The organism is Nonomuraea salmonea (assembly GCF_042428605.1).
GTDB lineage: Bacteria > Actinomycetota > Actinomycetes > Streptosporangiales > Streptosporangiaceae > Nonomuraea > Nonomuraea salmonea.
The window spans coordinates 1,007,967-1,024,218 of sequence record NZ_JBHMCF010000011.1; the positions used below are offsets into that span (position 1 = coordinate 1,007,967).

The window sequence follows — 16,252 nt, forward strand, 5'->3', positions numbered from 1 at the left end:
ACGGTGATCGACATTTACACGGCGGCCATGAACCCGCCTCTCGACCAGATCACCGGCCGCCAGACCATCATGCGCAATCACGCGACATATCCCCATTTTCAGTGTTATTTCGCGGAATTGCGTGATTCATCCCCAGATTTGGCAGCTCCGGAACCCCGGATCGTGGGCTTCGCCTACGGTTTCAGGGGTGCGCCGGGCCAGTGGTGGCACGACGTCGTCGTCCGCGGCCTGGCCGACCGCATCGGCCAGGAGGCCGCGCACGCCTGGATGGGCCACGCCTTCGAGCTGGCCGAGATCCACGTGCACCCCGACTACCAGAGCAAGGGCATCGGCCGCCAGATGATCAGGACGCTGTGCGCCGGGCGTCGCGAGCGTACGGCCATCCTGTCGACCCACGACCAGCCCACGGCGGCCCGCCACCTTTACGCCGGCATGGGCTTCATGGACCTGCTCACCAGGTTCGTCTTCCCCGGCGGCCACGAGGAATACGCGATCGCGGGCCGCCGCCTCCCCCTGACCTGAGCAGCCGGGCGAGCTGAAGACGGCGTGACCCCAGGTTTACCGGCGATGACGCACGGGCACCATTCATGACAGAAAGTAGCCGACCCTTTACCCACCGTCTAGTGTCCCCTGCCCGTCACCCGCCCGGTCCCCCTGCGGGCGGGTGGCGGGCCATTTCTACGCGGGCCATTTCTACGCGGGCCATTTCTACGCGGCGCAGGCTCTACGCGGCGCAGGCCCTACGCGGCGCAGGTTCTACGCGGGCAGGCTCGCGAGCTCCAGCCGCTGGAACACCTCACGCGACGCGCTCGACCGGTTGAACGTGATGAAGTGGATGCCGGGCGCGCCCTCGTCGAGCAGCCGCTGGCACAGCTCCACCCCGTGGTCGATGCCCAGCCGCCGCACCGCCGCCGGGTCGTCCTTGACCGCCTCGAAGCGGGCCGCCACGTCGGGCGGGAACGGCGCCCCCGACAACTGCTCGGAGCGGGCGATGGTGCTCATCTGGGTGACCGGCATGATGCACGGGATGATCGGCGTGTCACATCCCCTGGCCGCCACCCGGTCGCGCAGCCGCAGGTAGTCGTCGGCCTGGAAGAACATCTGCGTGATCGCGTAGTCGGCGCCCGCCTGGCACTTACGGACGAAGTATTCGGTGTCGGACTCGATGGACGGCGAGCGCGGATGCTTGTAGGGGAAGGCCGCCACGCCCACGCAGAAGTCGCCGGACTGCCGGATCAGCCGCACGAGGTCCTCGGCGTAGACGACGCCCTCGGGGTGGGGCACCCAGTCGGCGGTGGGGTCGCCGGGCGGGTCACCGCGTACGGCGAGGATGTTGCGCACGCCGGCGTCGGCGAAGCGGCCGACGAGGTGGCGCAGCTCGCGCACGGAGTGATTGACGGCCGTGAAGTGGGCGACCGGGGTGAGGGTGGTGTCGTGGGCGATGCGCTCGACGATGTCGACCGTGCGGTCGCGGGTGGAGCCGCCCGCGCCGTAGGTCACCGAGACGAACGTGGGCCGCAGCGACTCGAGCTCCCTGATCGCGCGCCACAGCTGCCGCTCGCCCTCGTCGGTCTTGGGCGGGAAGAACTCGAACGAGAACGACCGGGCACCGGAGGCCAGCATGTCGCGGACCGTGGGGACGCGATCGGGCCGGATGGAGGGTCGACCAAGAGCCATGCCGACAAGGCTACCCCGACAACCTCCGCGCGCACCGGCCAGAGCGGCACCTGGAGATCGAAGCCGAGATCGAAGCCCGCTCCCCCGGCCACTAGTCTCAAGGCATGACCACTGACGCCGCCGGCATGGAGATCCTGCGCGCCCAGGTGGAGCGCGCGCTCGCCGAGTTCGTCCAACGGAAGCTCCCCGCCGGGGGCGAGCCCGAGTTCGCGCCGTTGCGCACGGCCGCCGACGCGTTGCTGTCGGGAGGCAAGCGGCTGCGGCCCGCGTTCTGCTACTGGGGGTGGCGGGGCGCAGGGGGCACCGACGTGCCCGCCGTCTTCACCGCCGCCGCCTCCCTTGAGCTGCTGCAGGCCAGCGCGCTGGTGCACGACGACGTGATGGACAAGAGCGACCTGCGCAGGGGCATGCCGTCGGCGCACCGCCGCTTCCAGGCGATGCACGAGGAGGCGGGCTGGCACGGCTCGTCCGGGCAGTTCGGCGAGGGCGCGGCGATCCTGCTGGGCAACCTGCTGCTGCTCTGGTCGGGCGAGATGTGGCGGACGTCCGGGCTGCCGCGCGAGGCGCTGGACGCGGCCCGGCCCGTCCACGACCACATGCGCAGCGAGCTGATGTGCGGCCAATACCTCGACCTGCTGGAGCAGGCCACCGGGGAGAACACGTTCGACTCGGCGCTGCGCGTGGCGCTGTTCAAGAGCGGCAGATATTCGGTGGAGCAACCGCTGCGGCTCGGCCTGGTGCTCGCCGCCCGCGAGGAGGCGCCGTGGATGGACGAGCTGTGCACCGGCTACGGCCAGCGCGTCGGCATCGCCTTCCAGCTGCGCGACGACATCCTGGGCGTCTTCGGCGACCCGGCGCGGACGGGCAAGCCGGCCGGTGACGACCTGCGCGAGGGCAAGCGCACGATGCTCGTGGCCCGCACCCTCGCCGCCGCCTCCCCCGCCGCCGCGGCCACCGTACGCCGGCTGCTCGGCGACCCCGGCCTGGACGAGGAGGGTGTGGCGGAGCTGCGCGGCATCATCGAGGGCACCGGGGCGCTGCAGGAGTGCGAGGACCTCATCTCCGGCTATCTCGGCCAGGCGCTGGCCACGCTCGACGCGGCGCCGGTCACGCCTGAGGCGCGCGAGGCGCTGACCGAGCTGGCGATCGCGGCGACGTCCCGCAAGACCTGACCCCGCCGGGTCCGCGGATAAGCCGAGCCCGCGGATAAGCCGAGTCCGCGGATAAGGAGGCGCCCGCGCGGGGAAGCGCGGGCGCCTCGCAGGCTCAGCGGGCCGGCCCCGCGGCCAGCCGCTTGGCGAACTCGGCGGCGGCCGCGCCCGGGTCGTCGGCGTCGGTGATCGCGCGGACGACCACCACGCGGCTCACGCCGTACGCCATCACCTCGTCGAGGTTGCCCAGGTCGATGCCGCCGATGCCGAACCACGGCCGCGAGGTGCCGAGCGCCGCCGCGTGCCGCAGCAGCGGCGGCCCAGGCGCCGGGCGGCCCGGCTTGGTCGGCGTCGGCCAGATCGGGCCGCAGCAGAAGTAGTCGACGCCCTCCTCCACGGCCGCGGCGGACGCCTCGGCTGCGGAGTGGGTGGACCGTCCGATGACGACGTCGTCGCCGAGTATCTCTCGCGCGACAGTCAAGGGAAGGTCGTCCTGCCCCAGGTGGAGCACGTCGGGCCGGGCGGCGTAAGCGATGTCCGCCCGGTCGTTGACAGCGAGCAGTTTTCCGTGCCGGTCACAGGCGTCGCGGAAGACGTCGAGGAGGGCGAGTTCTTCGCGTGCCTCCAGGCCCTTCTCCCGCAGCTGGATGATGTCCACACCGCCGGCCAGCACCGCGTCGAGGAACTCCGCCAGATCGCCGCGGTCGCGGCGGCCGTCTGTGCAGAGATAGAGGCGGGCTTCAGAAAGCGAGGGCTTGGGCACGCCGCTTGACCTCTGTGTGACGGCCCGCCCTGATCGCCTCGATGGGCGAGCCTGGCAGTGACTCGTCGGGGGTGAAGAGCCAGCGCAGCGCCTCGACGTCGTCGTAGCCGGCGTCCTGGAGCACGGTGAGCGTGCCTGGCAGGCCCTTCATCACGTCCTTTCCGTCGAGGAACACCGCGGGCACCTGTGGCCCGCCGCTGCCACGGCGCACGCCGAGCAGCTTGTGGTCCTTCAGGAGTTGCTTGGCCCGCCCGATCGAGAGATCGAGGCGTGAGGCCACTTCGGGGAGGGTGAGCCACTCGTCGACGAGCTGGTCGGTCTCCCGGTCGATCTGTGCAACAGAAAGCGTCACGAAACCACAACTACCACATGCCGTCCTTGCTCAAACAACACAATCTCGTAGGGCCACTTGTGGATCTACCAGGCGTTCCGTGTCCAGCCGGTGACCCGCCTCGATGATGCGCCGGCCCTGCACGAGATCGCGCGGCCGGTCCACGGCCAGCACCGCGGCAAGCCTATCGTCCGCCGTGAGCCAGACGGCCGCCCACTTGCCCTCGGGCTCGCCCCGGTGCACGATCCGCTCGCCCGACGCGTGGTGGCCGGCGTATTGGAGCATGTGGCCGAACTGCTCCGACCAGAAGTACGGCACCGGGTCGTAGACCGCCTCCTCCCCCATCAGCGTCGCGGCGGCGACCTCGGGGGCGTTGATCGCGGTGTCCCAGTGCTCGACCCTGAGGCGGGCGCCCCAGCGGCGCGACCACCAGGCGGCGCAGTCGCCCACCGCGACCACGCCGGGCAGCGAGGTGCGCAGGTGCTCGTCGGTGACGACGCCGTTGTGCAGGTCGATGTCGGCGTCGGCCAGCCACTCGACGGCCGGGCGCACGCCGATGCCGGTGACGACGACGTGGGACTCGACGAACTCGCCGCCCACCAGGCGGACGCCGCCCTCGTCGACCGACTCGACCATGGTGCCGAGGCGCAGGTCGATGCCGTCGTACCAGGGGATCGTGCGGGCGCCGAGCTCCGTGCCAATCGCGCTGGCGAGCGGGGCCTGGGCGGCCTCGATGACCGTCACCGCGCAGCCCGCGCGGCGGGCCGCCGTCGCCACCTCGGCGCCGATCCAGCCCGCGCCGATGACCGTGACCCGCGCGCCCGGGACGAGCATCACGCGCAGCTCGTGGGCGTCGTCGAGGGTGCGCAGGACGTGCTGAGGGCCGTCGCCCGGCAGCCTGATCGGGTCGGCGCCGGTCGCGATGACCAGGCCGTCGTAGTCGAGCTCGCCCTCGGTGGTCTCCACGACGCCCGCGCGCAGCGACTTCGCCGCGACCCCTGGACGGAAGTCGACCTGGAGCCGCTCGAGGTCGGTGTCGATGAAGCTGGTGTCGGCGTCGCCCTTGAGCACCGCCTTCGACAGCGGCGGGCGGTCGTAGGGGCGATGGCGCTCCTGGCCCAGCAGCGTCAGGCGACCGGCATAGCCGCGCCCGCGCAGGGCCTCCACCGTGCGCACTCCCGACAGTCCCGCTCCCACCACCACGACATGCTCCACGGTCATGACCATAACGGGGGCGGTGCGTGGACCCGGCACCGAGGCCGTAGGCTGTGGACGGAAGGACGCGCGGGAGTCCGGCCGTGACCGGGCTGAGAGGAAGGCTGCAGCGGGCCTTCGACCGCAAGACACCTGATCCGGATCATGCCGGCGAAGGGAGCGGATCATGGATGTGATCGTGGGCGGCGGGGTCGTCGGGCTGTCCGTGGCCTGGCGGCTGGCGCGCGAGGGGCGGCCGGTCACCGTCGTCGACCCGGCACCCGCCTCCGGGGCCTCCCACGCGGCCGCCGGGATGCTGGCGCCGGTCAGCGAGGTCACCTACACCGAGGCGCCGCTGCTGCGGCTGGGCGTCGCGGCCCTGCGCCGCTGGCCCGCCTTCGCCAGCGCCCTGGCCGAGGACGCCGCCCTTCCACCCGCTGGGCCCGAAGAGGTGGGCGGGCTGGATCTGCGGGCCGAGGGGACGCTGGACGTGGCGTTCGGGGCCGATGACATGGCGGCGCTCGATGAGCTGGCCGCGTTCATGGAGAAGCTGGACCTGCCGGTCGAGCGGCTGACCGGGCGCGAGTGCCGGCGGCTTGAGCCGATGCTGGCCCCGTCGGTGCGCGGCGGGCTGCTGGCGCCGGGCGACGCGTGGGTGAACCCGCGCCGGGTGACGGCGGCGCTGCTGGCCGCCCTGGAGCGGCGCGGCGTCAATGTCGTGCGGGCCCGCGTGAGCGAGCTGGTCCGCACGGACGGCGCCGTCACCGGTGTCCGCCTCGCCGAGCCGCCCGCCGTACCCGATGAAGGCCGCGGTTCCGCACCCCTCGCCGCCACGGGCGGACGAGCCGGAGGTGAGGTGCTGGCGGCCGGGCGGGTGGTGCTGGCGGCCGGGGCGTGGAGCGGTGAGCTGGCGGAGGTGCCGGTGCGGCCGGTCAAGGGCCAGATCATGCGCCTGCGCTCGCCGCAGCCGCTGCTCACCCGCTGCGTACGCGGCACCGTCCACGGCTCGCCGGTCTACCTCGTCCCCCGGGGCGACGGCGAGCTGGTGGTCGGCGCCACCCAGGAGGAGCTGGGCTACGACACGAGGGTGACCGCGGGCGGCCTGTACGAGCTGCTGCGCGACGCCAGGGAGCTGGTGCCCGGCGTCACCGAGCTGGAGGTCGCCGACGTGGTGGCGGGGCTGCGTCCCGGCACGCCCGACAACCTGCCGGTGATCGGTCCCGGCAGGACGCCGGGGCTGACGTACGCGACGGGACACCACCGGGGCGGGGTGCTGATGGCCCCGCTGACGGCGGCCATCCTGATGGGCGAGGAGAGCGAGCTGGCGGCCCTGTGCTCGCCGGGGAGGTTTCAGGAAATTTCATGATTATTACCATCAACGGGTCCGCGCACGAGCTGGCCGACGGCACCACCGTGGCGCAGGCCGTGCGTACGCTGACGACGGCCACCACCGGAGTGGCCGTGGCCGTGAACGACGAGGTGGTCACCCGCGGCGCCTGGGAGACGACGGCGCTCAGCGACCGTGACCGCGTGGAGGTGCTGACGGCGGTGCAAGGTGGATGAGCTGATCATCGCCGGCGAGAAGTTCTCCTCCCGGCTCATCATGGGCACCGGCGGCGCCCCTTCGCTGGAGGTGCTGGACCAGGCGCTGGCGGCGTCCGGCACCGAGCTGACCACGGTGGCGATGCGGCGGCTCGACCCCGCGGCCCGGGGTTCGGTGCTCGACGTGCTGCGTGCGCGCGGCATCAAGGTGCTGCCCAACACGGCGGGCTGCTTCACCGCGGGCGACGCCGTGCTGACGGCCCGGCTGGCCAGGGAGGCCCTGGGCACGAACTGGGTCAAGCTCGAAGTGATCGCCGACGAGCGCACGCTGCTGCCCGACCCGATCGAGACGTTCGACGCGGCGGAGCGGCTGGTGGCCGACGGGTTCGTGGTGCTGCCGTACATCGGGGACGACCCGGCGCTGGCCCGGCGGCTGGAGCAGGCCGGGTGCGCGGCCGTGATGCCGCTCGGCGCGCCGATCGGCTCGGGGCTCGGCATCCGCAACCCGCACAACATCGAGCTGATCGTGGAGGCCGCGTCCGTCCCGGTGATCCTCGACGCGGGCATCGGTACGGCGAGTGACGCCGCGCTGGCGATGGAGCTGGGCTGCGACGCCGTGCTGCTGGCCACGGCCGTGACGCGGGCGCAGCGGCCCGACCTGATGGCGGCGGCCATGAAGGGCGCGGTGGTGGCCGGGCGGCTGGCGGCACAGGCGGGCCGCATCCCGCGCCGCCGCTACGCCGAGGCCTCCTCACCGATGACCCCCTGAGCCGCCCGCCCGGCCTCGTGAACGGACGCCGACGAAGCCTCCACCGGAGAGTGGGCGTCTGAGCCGTGACCAGAACCGGGCGGCGGAGGCCCGGCCCCTGGTCCCGACCGGCGGGAGCGGCATCGACGGCACCATGCGCCCCGGCGACACGCCGGGGCCACTGCCGCATCGCCGTGACACACGGGACGAGAACGTCTCCGCATCGGTTTCGGGCGCTAGGGCCATGCCGGTGGCAAAACGCCCGTAAACTCAGCGGGGTGGACACGACGACTGCGGACCCCCTGGTCGGGCGGCTCCTCGATGGGCGTTACCGCATCGAGGGCCGGATCGCCCGGGGCGGTATGGCGACCGTCTACCTCGCGCTGGACGTCCGGCTCGACCGGACCGTCGCGCTGAAGGTCATGCACCGCTCGCTCGCCGAGGACCCGGCGTTCGTCAGGAGGTTCATCGGCGAGGCGAAGTCGGTCGCCAGCCTGTCGCACCCCAACGTGGTGCACGTCTTCGACCAGGGCACCGACAACGACGTCGTCTACCTGTCGATGGAATACGTCCCTGGCCGCACCCTGCGCGACATCCTGCGCGAGCGCGGCCGGCTGCCGGCCCGTGAGGCGCTGGAGATCCTCATCCCGGTGCTGGCCGCCCTGGGCGCGGCCCACCAGGCCGGCATGGTGCACCGCGACGTCAAGCCGGAGAATGTCCTGATGACCGACGACGGCCGGGTCAAGGTCGTCGACTTCGGCCTGGCCAGGGCGATCGAGGCGACCAACCAGACCCGCACCGGCGTGCTGATCGGCACGATCGGCTACATGGCGCCCGAGCAGGTGATGACCGGCGCCGCCGACGTGCGCAGCGACGTCTACGCCGCCGGCATCATGCTGTTCGAGCTGGTGACCGGCCAGCAGCCCTACGACGGCGAGACCCCGATGTCGGTGGCCTACCGCCACGTCCACGACACCGTGCCCGCGCCGTCCTCGGTCTATCCCGACGTGCCGCCGCTGATCGACACGCTGGTGGCGAGCGCGACCGCCCGCGAGCCGCACGACCGTCCCGCCGACGCGACCGCGATGCTGGTGGCCGCGGTGGAGGCCCACCGCGTGCTGCCGCGCATGACCAACCCGCCGGGCACGGGCCCGGTGATGGGCACGGCGGTCTATAACGCGCAGCCGGCGTCAGGGCCCATCCCGTTCGCCGCGTCGGCCCCGTCGGTGCCGCAGGCGGCGCCGGCCCACACGATGATCCAGCCGCGGACCGAGCTGCCGGCGAAGCGCCGGCTCCGGCCGAGCTGGTTCCTGGCGGTCCTGGCCGTGGTGATGGTCGTCGCGGTGGGCCTGACCGGGTGGTACTTCTCGCTGCCCGAGCAGGTGAAGGTGCCCGACCTGGTCGGCAAGGACCTGGCGCTGGCCGAGAAGGACCTCGTCGGCGCCGGGCTGAAGGTGCGCAAGGGCGAGAGCCAGTACGACGAGAAGATGGCCGAGGGCCTGGTGCTGAGCAGCGACCCGGTGGCCGACACCGAGCTCGACAAGGGCTCGACGGTCACGCTGACGCTCTCGCTCGGCCCCGAGCGCATCGTGGTGCCCAACGTCACCGGCATGAACGGCAACGACGCCCGCGCCGCCATCGCCAGGGCCGGGCTGACCGTCGGCAGCGTCAAGCGGCAGCCCAACCAGCAGGTCGAGCGCGACAAGGTGATCCGCACCTCGCCGCAGGTGGGCGAGAAGATCAAGAAGAGCGCGAAGGTCAACATCTTCGTCAGCGCCGGGCTCACCATGCCCGACGTCAACGGCATGCCGAAGGACGAGGCGGCCGGCTTCCTCAGCTCGCAGGGCTTCCAGGTGCAGGTCAACGAGGTCGACGACGACGCCGAGCCGTGCACGGTCATCGCCCAGACCCCGAAGGCCAAGTCCGAGGTCGACAAGGGCGCGCCCGCGATGATCACGGTGGCGCGCTGCCAGACGCCGTTCCTCGACTGGTTCAGGGGCGACAACGAGGCGCGCGACGACCAGCAGTTCTCGATGGTGCCCGGGGTGATCGGCAAGAACGTCAACGACGCCAAGTCGGAGCTGGAGGCGCTGGGGTTCCGGGTGCGGGTGCAGCGGCTGGGCAACGGCGGCGTGGTGCAGTTCCAGCGGCCGCTGCCCAACAGCGAGCGCCCGCCGGGCAGCACGGTCATCCTCTGGCAGTGACCGCCGATCCCCCCGGCGGGGATCGGCGCTCAGCGCACATGAGCGGGCCACGAAGGGCCCTGAGGGGTCAGACCAGGTGGCCGTGCAGGCGGACGCGGGCCAGGCCGCCGTCCGGGTAGATGTCCACGCGCACGTGCGTGACGGGTGTGTCGGCGCCGAGGCGGAAGCGGTGCGGCGTGTCGGGCTGCAGGCGCGTCCTCGGCAGCAGCTCCACCTCGCGGTCGCCGTCGAGCCCGGTGAGCGCGACCGCGCCGGGCGCGTTGAACAGCAGGTTGGTGGTGTCGATCTCGGCGAGCCTGACGACGCCGCGCCCGGCCAGCCTGATGACGATCCAGTCGTTGCCGCCGTCGCGGCGCCGCGCGGTCTCCCAGCCCTCCGCCTGGTGGCGGGCCAGGCCGGGGGCGATGACGTTGTTGGGCGCGGAGTAGAACTCGTCGGAGCACGCGGTGACCAGGCCGCCGTTGGCCAGCGCCGCCAGGTCGATGCCGAGGCCGTCGTGGAGGGACAGGTCAGGACGTACCTCGCCGTGCACGCGCAGCCGGGCGACGCCGCCGTCGGGGTGGATGTTCAGCCGTACGTGGGTGTAGCGGGCGTCGTCGGTCACCGGGAAGAGGTGCTCGGCGTCGCCCTTGAGGTCGGACAGCGGCACGATCTCGGTCCAGGGCGCGGCGAGCACCTCGGCCGGCGACGGATGCCCCGCCACCGACGTGGCCTCGACGGACGCCCGGGGCGGATAGTTGCCCTTGAACCAGGCCGTGTCGATCACCACGCCGCGGATCACGCCGGGCAGCCCGAGGCGTACCAGCGCCCAGTCGTGGCCGGGCTCGCGGCGGCGGCGGGTCTCCCAGCCGTCGTACACCTGCCCCTTGTTCCCGAACGTCTCCGGCATGAAGCCGGGGCGTCCTGGCTTGATCAGGCTCTCCTTCTCGGCGAACGACTCGTCGCTCGCGGCCACCACCGAGCCGCCGTACGTGCGCAGGGCCAGGTCGGGCAGGCGGGTGAAGCCGTCCATCTATCGCGCTCCCAGCAGGAATCGTCCGTGCGGCGCGCCGTCCACCGGCCGGCCGCGCAGCCAGGTGGTCAGGACGGCGCCCTTGAGTGTGCGGCCGTGGTAGGGGGTGACGGGGTTCTTGTGGTGCAGGCGGGCGGCGTCGATCAGGGTGTCGGCCTCGGGGTCGAACGCCACGAGGTCGGCGTCGTGCCCGGCCGCGATCGCGCCCTTGCCGGGCAGCGCGGCCAGCTCGGCGGGGGCGGCCGACATCCAGCGGATCACGTCCGAGAGCGTGTGGCCCCTGCGCGCGGCCTCGGTCCAGACGGCGGCCAGCCCGAGCTGCAGGGAGGCGATGCCGCCCCACGCGGCGGCGAAGTCGGGCACCTTGAGGTCGGCGGTGGACGGCGAGTGGTCGGACACCACGCAGCTCAGCACGCCCCTGGCCAGGCCGTCCCAGAGCAGGTCGCGGTTGTGCCCGGAGCGGATGGGCGGGCAGCACTTGTACGCCGTCTCCCCCTCGGGCACCTGCTCGGCCGCCAGCGTCAGGTAGTGGGGGCAGGTCTCCGCCGAGACCGGGACCCCCTCGGCCCTGGCCGCCTCCAGCACGTCGAGGCATTCGGCGCTGGAGACGTGCAGGACGTGCACCCGGCAGCCGGTCTCGGCGGCCAGCCGCACGACGCGCTCGACGGCGCTGCGCTCGGCCGCGCCGGGCCGGGAGTCGAGGAACGCGCGGTAGCCGGGCCCGTCGGGCTCGCCCAGCAGCGCGGGGTCCTCGGCGTGCACCACCATCAGCCCGCCGAACCCGGCGACCTCCGTCAGCGCCGCGCGCAGCTCGCCCGCGCCCAGCGGCGGGAACTCGTCGACCCCCGACGGCGACAGGAAGCACTTGAACCCGCGCACCCCGCGCTCGTGCAGCGGCCGCAGGTCCTTGAGGTTGCCCGGCACGGCGCCGCCCCAGAACGCGGTGTCCACGTGGCACTGCCCCTCGGCGGCCCGCAGCTTGACCTCCAGCGCCTCGGTGCTGACCGTGGGCGGCAGGCTGTTGAGCGGCATGTCCACGATCGTGGTGACGCCTCCCGCGGCGGCGGCCCTGGTGGCCGAGTCGAAGCCCTCCCAGTGGGTGCGGCCCGGCTCGTTGACGTGGACGTGGCTGTCGACCAGGCCGGGCAGCAGCGCCAGGTCGCGCAGGTCGACGTCCTCGGCGGCCTCCAGCGGCGCGGTGTAGTCGTGCAGGGCGGCGATCCGCTCGCCGCGCACGGCGACGGCCGCGGCCCGCTCGCCCTCGGGCGTGACGGTCCTGCGGGATCGGACGACCAGGTCGAACGGTGTCATTCGCCCTCCGGGAACCGCTCGGCGGCGATCCTGGCCGCGAGGCGTTCGAGCAGCGGGCCCGCCTCGGCCATGCAGCGGCCGGTGTCGGGCTCGAGGTCGGTCAGCGCGTACGCGGCCTCGATGCCCGCGCTCTTGAGGTCGGCCTCGGAGAGCGTGGTGCGCCCGCAGACGGCCACCACTGGCACCCCCGCCCGCGCGGCCGCCCGCGCGACGCCCGCCGGGGCCTTGCCGCGCAGGGTCTGCTCGTCCAGCGAGCCCTCCCCCGTGATCACCAGGCGAGCGCCCTCGACGTGCCCGGCGAACCCGAGCAGGTCGAGCAGGTAGTCGATGCCCGGCCGCAGCTCGGCGTGCAGGAAGGCGAGCGCCGCGAACCCGACCCCGCCGGCCGCGCCCGCCCCCGGCGCGCCCGCGACGCCCATCGCGCGCGGGACGTCGTCGTGCTCGACCGCGCCCATCAGGCCGTGGGTGGCGGTGGCGACGGCGGCCAGGCGGGCCAGCCCCGCCTCCAGGGTCGCGACGTCGCCGGGCGTGGCGCCCTTCTGGGGGCCGTAGACGGCGGCGGCGCCGTGCGGGCCGAGCAGCGGGTTGTCCACGTCGCTCGCGACCACGAACTCCACGCCGGAGACGTCGAGGAAGCCGGACATGTCGATGCGGTCGAGCCGCTTGAGCGCGGCGCCGCCGGGCGGCAGGTCATCGCCCGCAGCGTCGATGAGGCGGGCGCCGAGTGCCTGGGCCAGTCCGGCGCCGCCGTCGGTGCAGGCGCTGCCGCCGAGGCCGAGCACGACGCGCTTGGCGCCGCGGCGTACGGCGTCGGCGATCAGCTCGCCGGTGCCGCGGCTGGTGGCGGTCAGCGGTTCGAGGCCGCCCGGCAGGCGGCGCAGCCCGGACGCCTCGGCCAGCTCGACCACGGCGGTGCCGGTGGGCCGCCAGGCGTACGAGGCGGGCACCCGCTGCCCCGTCGGGCCCGTGACCTCGATCGTGATCCGGCTGTAGCCGCCGGCCACGGCGGCGTCCACGGTGCCGTCGCCGCCGTCGGCGACCGGCAGCTCGACCGTCGGCACGCCCAGCCCCGCCGAGACGTGAGAGGCGACCTCGGCGGCCGTCAGTGACCCCTTGAACTTGTCGGGGGCTACTAGAACGTGCTGAACCACTACGAACTCCCGCCTGATGATGAACAATGTGCTGACACGCCTTCCTGCCCGGTGCGAGCGGGCAGGAAGGCGTGACTCATCATCACATCCCGCCCTGCCCGCCTCACGCGCCGGGGGAAGCCGGTTCCATCAGGGCCTGCCGCCCGTGCCCAGGCACGCCGGCCGGGCGGGCGGGAGCCGTCCGTCAGGAGAGGGTGCCGTCCGTCAGGAGAGGGTGCGGATGAACTCCTCCAGGGAGTAGCGGCCGTCCTGGTCGTAGTCGGCCTCCTGGCTCATCGCCCCGAGCGCCTCCGCGGGCAGGTCGGGGAAGTGCCGCTTCAGCTCGGCCTCGGTGATGTAGCCGTCGCCGTCGGTGTCGATGGCCGCGAAGGTGCTTTTGAGCTGCGCCAGCCGCTCGTCTGGGGATTCCGCCGACACGGGACCGCCTTTCCTGTTCGTCCGGATATCTCCACACTAGTCCCCGTGCACCCGCCGGGCGGCGGTGACACCGCGCTCCCCGGCCAGCCGCAGCAGCCGCCGGTGCGCATCGGCGCCCGCCCGTCCCGCCGCGTCCTGCGCCACCGTGCGCAGCTCGCCGCCGGCGACCACAGTACGCCCGCCCACCAGCACCAGCTCCACCGGCGGCGGAGGCCCGAAGACGAGCGCGCAGACCGGGTCGGTGACGGCGGCGTGGAACGGCCCGCCGGCCCGCCACAGCACCACGTCGGCCAGCTTGCCCGGCTCCAGCGTGCCCAGCTCGTCCTGCCTGCCGAGGTTGCGCGCGCCGCCCAGCGTGGCCAGCTCCAGCGCCTGCCGCGCGGTCAGGGCCTGCGGCCCGTAGCGGGCCCGCTGGAACAGCAGCGCCTGGCGCATCTCCCCGGCCATCGGGGTCAGCTCGGACGAGGCGCTGCCGTCCACGCCGAGTCCGACGTTCGCGCCCTGCCGGAGCATCTCGGAGACGCGCGCGACGCCCGCGCCGAGCCGCCCGTTGGACGAGGGGCAGTGGGCCGTCCCGGTACGGGTGGCGGCGAGCTTGGCGATGTCGGTGTCGCTCAGGTGCACGGCGTGCGCGAGCCACACGTCGGGCCCGAGCCAGCCCAGCTTCTCCATGTAGTCGACGGGCCGCAGCCCGAACTGCTCCAGGCAGTGCTCGTCCTCGTCGAGGGTCTCGGCGAGGTGGGTGTGCAGGCGTACTCCTTTGTCCCTGGCCAGCGCGGCGGACTCGGTCATCAGCGCGCCGCTGGCGGAGAACGGCGAGCACGGCGCGACCGCCACCCGCAGCATGGAGGAGCGCGACGGGTCGTGGTAGGCGTCAACGGCCTCGGCGGTGGCGGCCAGGATGTCGTCCAGCTCCTCGACCACGACGTCCGGCGGCAGCCCGCCCTGCGAGCGTCCCCGGTCCATGGAGCCGCGCGCCGGGTGGAAGCGCAGCCCGATCGCGCGGGCGGCCTCGATCTCGGCGGCGAGCAGGTCGCCCCTGCCCTTGGGGAAGATGTAGTGGTGGTCGCTGGAGGTGGTGCAGCCCGACAGCGCCAGCCAGCCGAGCGCGGCGGTGGCGGCGCCCTCGACGACCTCGGCGTCCATCGCGGCCCACACCTCATAGAGCGCCACGAGCCACTCGAACAGGGTGGCGTCCTGCGCCAGGCCCTGCGAGGCCCACTGGTAGAGGTGGTGGTGGGTGTTGACCAGGCCGGGGGTGGCCAGGCAGCCCGCGCCGTCGACGCGCTCGGCGCCGGGCACGTCGGGGGCCTGACCGGGGCCCAGCTCGGTGATCGTGTCGCCGTCGATCCTGAGGAAGCCCGACGGGATCTCGGGGCCGGAGACGGGGGCGATGTGGACGTTCTCGATGATCAGCGTCACGGCGCCGCCTTGCGCTCGGCGGCCAGGCGTACCGCGTCGAGGATCTTCTCGTAGCCCGTGCACCGGCACAGGTTGCCCGCCAGCGCCTCCCTGATCTCCGCGTCGGACGGGCGCCGGACACGTTCGAGCAGGTCGTGGGCCTGGACGATGAGCCCGGGCGTGCAGAAGCCGCACTGCACCGCCCCGCTCTCCGCGAACGCCTCCTGCACCGGGTCGAGCCGGTCGCCGTCGGCCAGGCCCTCCACCGTACGGACCTGCCGCCCCTCCGCCTGACCGGCCGCGACCAGGCAGGAGCAGACCGGCACGCCGTCGAGGTAGACCGTGCAGGAGCCGCACTCGCCCTGCTCGCAGGCGTTCTTGGAGCCGGGCAGGCCGAGGCGCTCGCGCAGCACGTACAGCAGGCTCTCGCCCTCCCAGACGTCCTCGGCGATCTCCTCGCGGCCGTTGACGGTGAACGTGACGCGCATCACGCGGCCCTCTTTCCCAGATGGTCGGTCCACGCCCAGGCGAGCGTGCGGCGGGCCAGCACGCCGATGGCGTGCACCCGGTAGGCGGCGGCGCCGCGGACGTCGTCGATCGGGGCGGCGGCCCGCGCGCACAGCTCGCCGAACCGCCTGGCCAGCGCCGGATCGAGCGGCGACTCCCAGTCCAGCTCGGCGGCCAGCAGCTCCTCGGCCTCCAGCGCCCGGCGCGGGGTGGGCGCGGCCGAGCCGAGCCCGGTACCGACCCGCCGCTCCCCCGGGTGCAGCGCGATCGCGAACGAGCACACCGCGATCACCATCGCGTTGCGGGTGCCGACCTTGGAGAAGTACTGGGGTCCCGTGGCGGGCGGCACGTGCACGGCCCTGATCAGCTCGTCCTGCTCCAGCGCGCTGCGCTTGACGCCCAGGTAGAACTCGGTGGCCGGGATCATCCGCACGCCGCGGTCGCGCGACTCCACCTCGACCACCGCGCCCGCGGACAGCAGCGGCGGATGGCTGTCGCCCGCCGGCGAGGCCGCGCCCAGGTTCCCGCCGACCGAGCCGCGGTTGCGGATCTGCGGCGAGCCCACCGTGCGCGCGGCCTGCGCGAGCCCCGGCAGCACGTCGCCGAGCCGGTCGACGACCACCGCGTACGGCACCCCGGCCCCCAGCCGGCACATGCCCCCGGTCATCGACCAGTCCCGCAGCTCGGCCACGCCGGTGAGGTCGAGCAGCGCGGGCGGCCTGCGCACGCCGAAGTTGATCTCCACCATCACGTCGGTGCCGCCCTGGATGGGCACCGCGTCGGGCCGGTCCGCCTTGGCGGCCAGCGCCTCCTCCCACGTCGTGGGGCGCAAGAAGTCCATCG

The 16,252-nt window shown here is 73.3% G+C and carries 17 protein-coding genes and 1 riboswitch; of the genes, 6 read left to right on the top strand and 11 right to left on the bottom strand.

Features of this window, described 5'->3' with window-relative positions:
* Positions 1–69 precede the first annotated feature (69 nt).
* On the top strand, positions 70–522 hold the full coding sequence (locus ACFFR3_RS15015; RefSeq protein WP_364384991.1) for a GNAT family N-acetyltransferase: 453 nt from the start codon (positions 70–72) through the stop codon (positions 520–522).
* Positions 523–756: 234 nt separating this feature from the next.
* Here ACFFR3_RS15015 and metF read toward each other — a convergent pair whose 3' ends face one another.
* Complete coding sequence (metF, locus tag ACFFR3_RS15020) at positions 757–1,677, bottom strand: methylenetetrahydrofolate reductase [NAD(P)H] (RefSeq protein ID WP_364384925.1); 921 nt, start codon at positions 1,675–1,677, stop codon at positions 757–759.
* Between the two features lie 104 nt (positions 1,678–1,781).
* Between metF and ACFFR3_RS15025 the strand changes: the two genes are divergently transcribed.
* A complete protein-coding gene (locus tag ACFFR3_RS15025; protein WP_364384928.1) occupies positions 1,782–2,849 on the top strand; it encodes a polyprenyl synthetase family protein in 1,068 nt (355 codons plus the stop codon).
* Between the two features lie 94 nt (positions 2,850–2,943).
* Here ACFFR3_RS15025 and thiE read toward each other — a convergent pair whose 3' ends face one another.
* Genes thiE through ACFFR3_RS15040 form a run of 3 tightly spaced genes read right to left on the bottom strand, consistent with a single transcriptional unit; the run spans position 2,944 to position 5,143 of the window.
* Positions 2,944–3,591 (bottom strand): thiamine phosphate synthase, encoded by a 648-nt coding sequence (thiE, locus tag ACFFR3_RS15030; RefSeq protein ID WP_345401192.1) that lies wholly within the window; start codon positions 3,589–3,591, stop codon positions 2,944–2,946.
* A complete protein-coding gene (locus ACFFR3_RS15035; RefSeq protein WP_345401189.1) occupies positions 3,569–3,943 on the bottom strand; it encodes an Rv2175c family DNA-binding protein in 375 nt (124 codons plus the stop codon). Before ACFFR3_RS15035 ends, thiE begins: the two co-directional genes overlap by 23 nt.
* Positions 3,944–3,973: 30 nt before the next feature.
* Positions 3,974–5,143 (bottom strand): NAD(P)/FAD-dependent oxidoreductase, encoded by a 1,170-nt coding sequence (locus ACFFR3_RS15040; RefSeq protein ID WP_345401186.1) that lies wholly within the window; start codon positions 5,141–5,143, stop codon positions 3,974–3,976.
* A gap of 53 nt (positions 5,144–5,196) precedes the next feature.
* Positions 5,197–5,313, top strand: a riboswitch (TPP riboswitch).
* On the opposite strand from ACFFR3_RS15040, the gene ACFFR3_RS15045 reads away from it, so the two are divergent.
* The 4 genes from ACFFR3_RS15045 to pknB all read left to right on the top strand — a co-directional run bounded on the left by ACFFR3_RS15045 (position 5,304) and on the right by pknB (position 9,610).
* The gene (locus tag ACFFR3_RS15045) at positions 5,304–6,482 is read left to right on the top strand and encodes an FAD-dependent oxidoreductase (RefSeq protein WP_345401183.1); all 1,179 of its coding nucleotides are present in this window, start codon (positions 5,304–5,306) and stop codon (positions 6,480–6,482) included. (Overlaps the previous riboswitch by 10 nt.)
* On the top strand, positions 6,479–6,679 hold the full coding sequence (gene thiS, locus ACFFR3_RS15050) for a sulfur carrier protein ThiS (RefSeq protein ID WP_345401180.1): 201 nt from the start codon (positions 6,479–6,481) through the stop codon (positions 6,677–6,679). Before ACFFR3_RS15045 ends, thiS begins: the two co-directional genes overlap by 4 nt.
* The gene (locus ACFFR3_RS15055; protein WP_379483295.1) at positions 6,672–7,427 is read left to right on the top strand and encodes a thiazole synthase; all 756 of its coding nucleotides are present in this window, start codon (positions 6,672–6,674) and stop codon (positions 7,425–7,427) included. Before thiS ends, ACFFR3_RS15055 begins: the two co-directional genes overlap by 8 nt.
* Before the next feature lie 257 nt (positions 7,428–7,684).
* The gene (gene pknB / locus ACFFR3_RS15060; protein WP_345401177.1) at positions 7,685–9,610 is read left to right on the top strand and encodes a Stk1 family PASTA domain-containing Ser/Thr kinase; all 1,926 of its coding nucleotides are present in this window, start codon (positions 7,685–7,687) and stop codon (positions 9,608–9,610) included.
* A gap of 67 nt (positions 9,611–9,677) precedes the next feature.
* Here the strand turns inward: pknB and alc are convergent, their stop codons facing one another.
* From alc to ACFFR3_RS15095, 7 genes are all read right to left on the bottom strand, one after another.
* Entirely contained in the window at positions 9,678–10,622 is a 945-nt protein-coding gene (gene alc / locus ACFFR3_RS15065) for an allantoicase (RefSeq protein ID WP_345401174.1), read from the bottom strand.
* Positions 10,623–11,933, bottom strand: coding sequence for an allantoinase AllB (gene allB / locus ACFFR3_RS15070; protein WP_345401171.1), 1,311 nt, complete (start codon positions 11,931–11,933; stop codon positions 10,623–10,625).
* A complete protein-coding gene (locus ACFFR3_RS15075) occupies positions 11,930–13,084 on the bottom strand; it encodes a glycerate kinase (RefSeq protein ID WP_364384945.1) in 1,155 nt (384 codons plus the stop codon). Before ACFFR3_RS15075 ends, allB begins: the two co-directional genes overlap by 4 nt.
* Before the next feature lie 204 nt (positions 13,085–13,288).
* A complete protein-coding gene (locus ACFFR3_RS15080) occupies positions 13,289–13,501 on the bottom strand; it encodes an EF-hand domain-containing protein (protein ID WP_345401168.1) in 213 nt (70 codons plus the stop codon).
* A gap of 36 nt (positions 13,502–13,537) precedes the next feature.
* The gene (locus tag ACFFR3_RS15085) at positions 13,538–14,923 is read right to left on the bottom strand and encodes an 8-oxoguanine deaminase (RefSeq protein WP_345401165.1); all 1,386 of its coding nucleotides are present in this window, start codon (positions 14,921–14,923) and stop codon (positions 13,538–13,540) included.
* A complete protein-coding gene (locus ACFFR3_RS15090; protein ID WP_345401162.1) occupies positions 14,920–15,390 on the bottom strand; it encodes a (2Fe-2S)-binding protein in 471 nt (156 codons plus the stop codon). Before ACFFR3_RS15090 ends, ACFFR3_RS15085 begins: the two co-directional genes overlap by 4 nt.
* A complete protein-coding gene (locus ACFFR3_RS15095; protein ID WP_345401159.1) occupies positions 15,390–16,250 on the bottom strand; it encodes an FAD binding domain-containing protein in 861 nt (286 codons plus the stop codon). The genes ACFFR3_RS15090 and ACFFR3_RS15095 overlap by 1 nt, the downstream gene beginning before the upstream one ends.
* Positions 16,251–16,252: the final 2 nt, after the last annotated feature.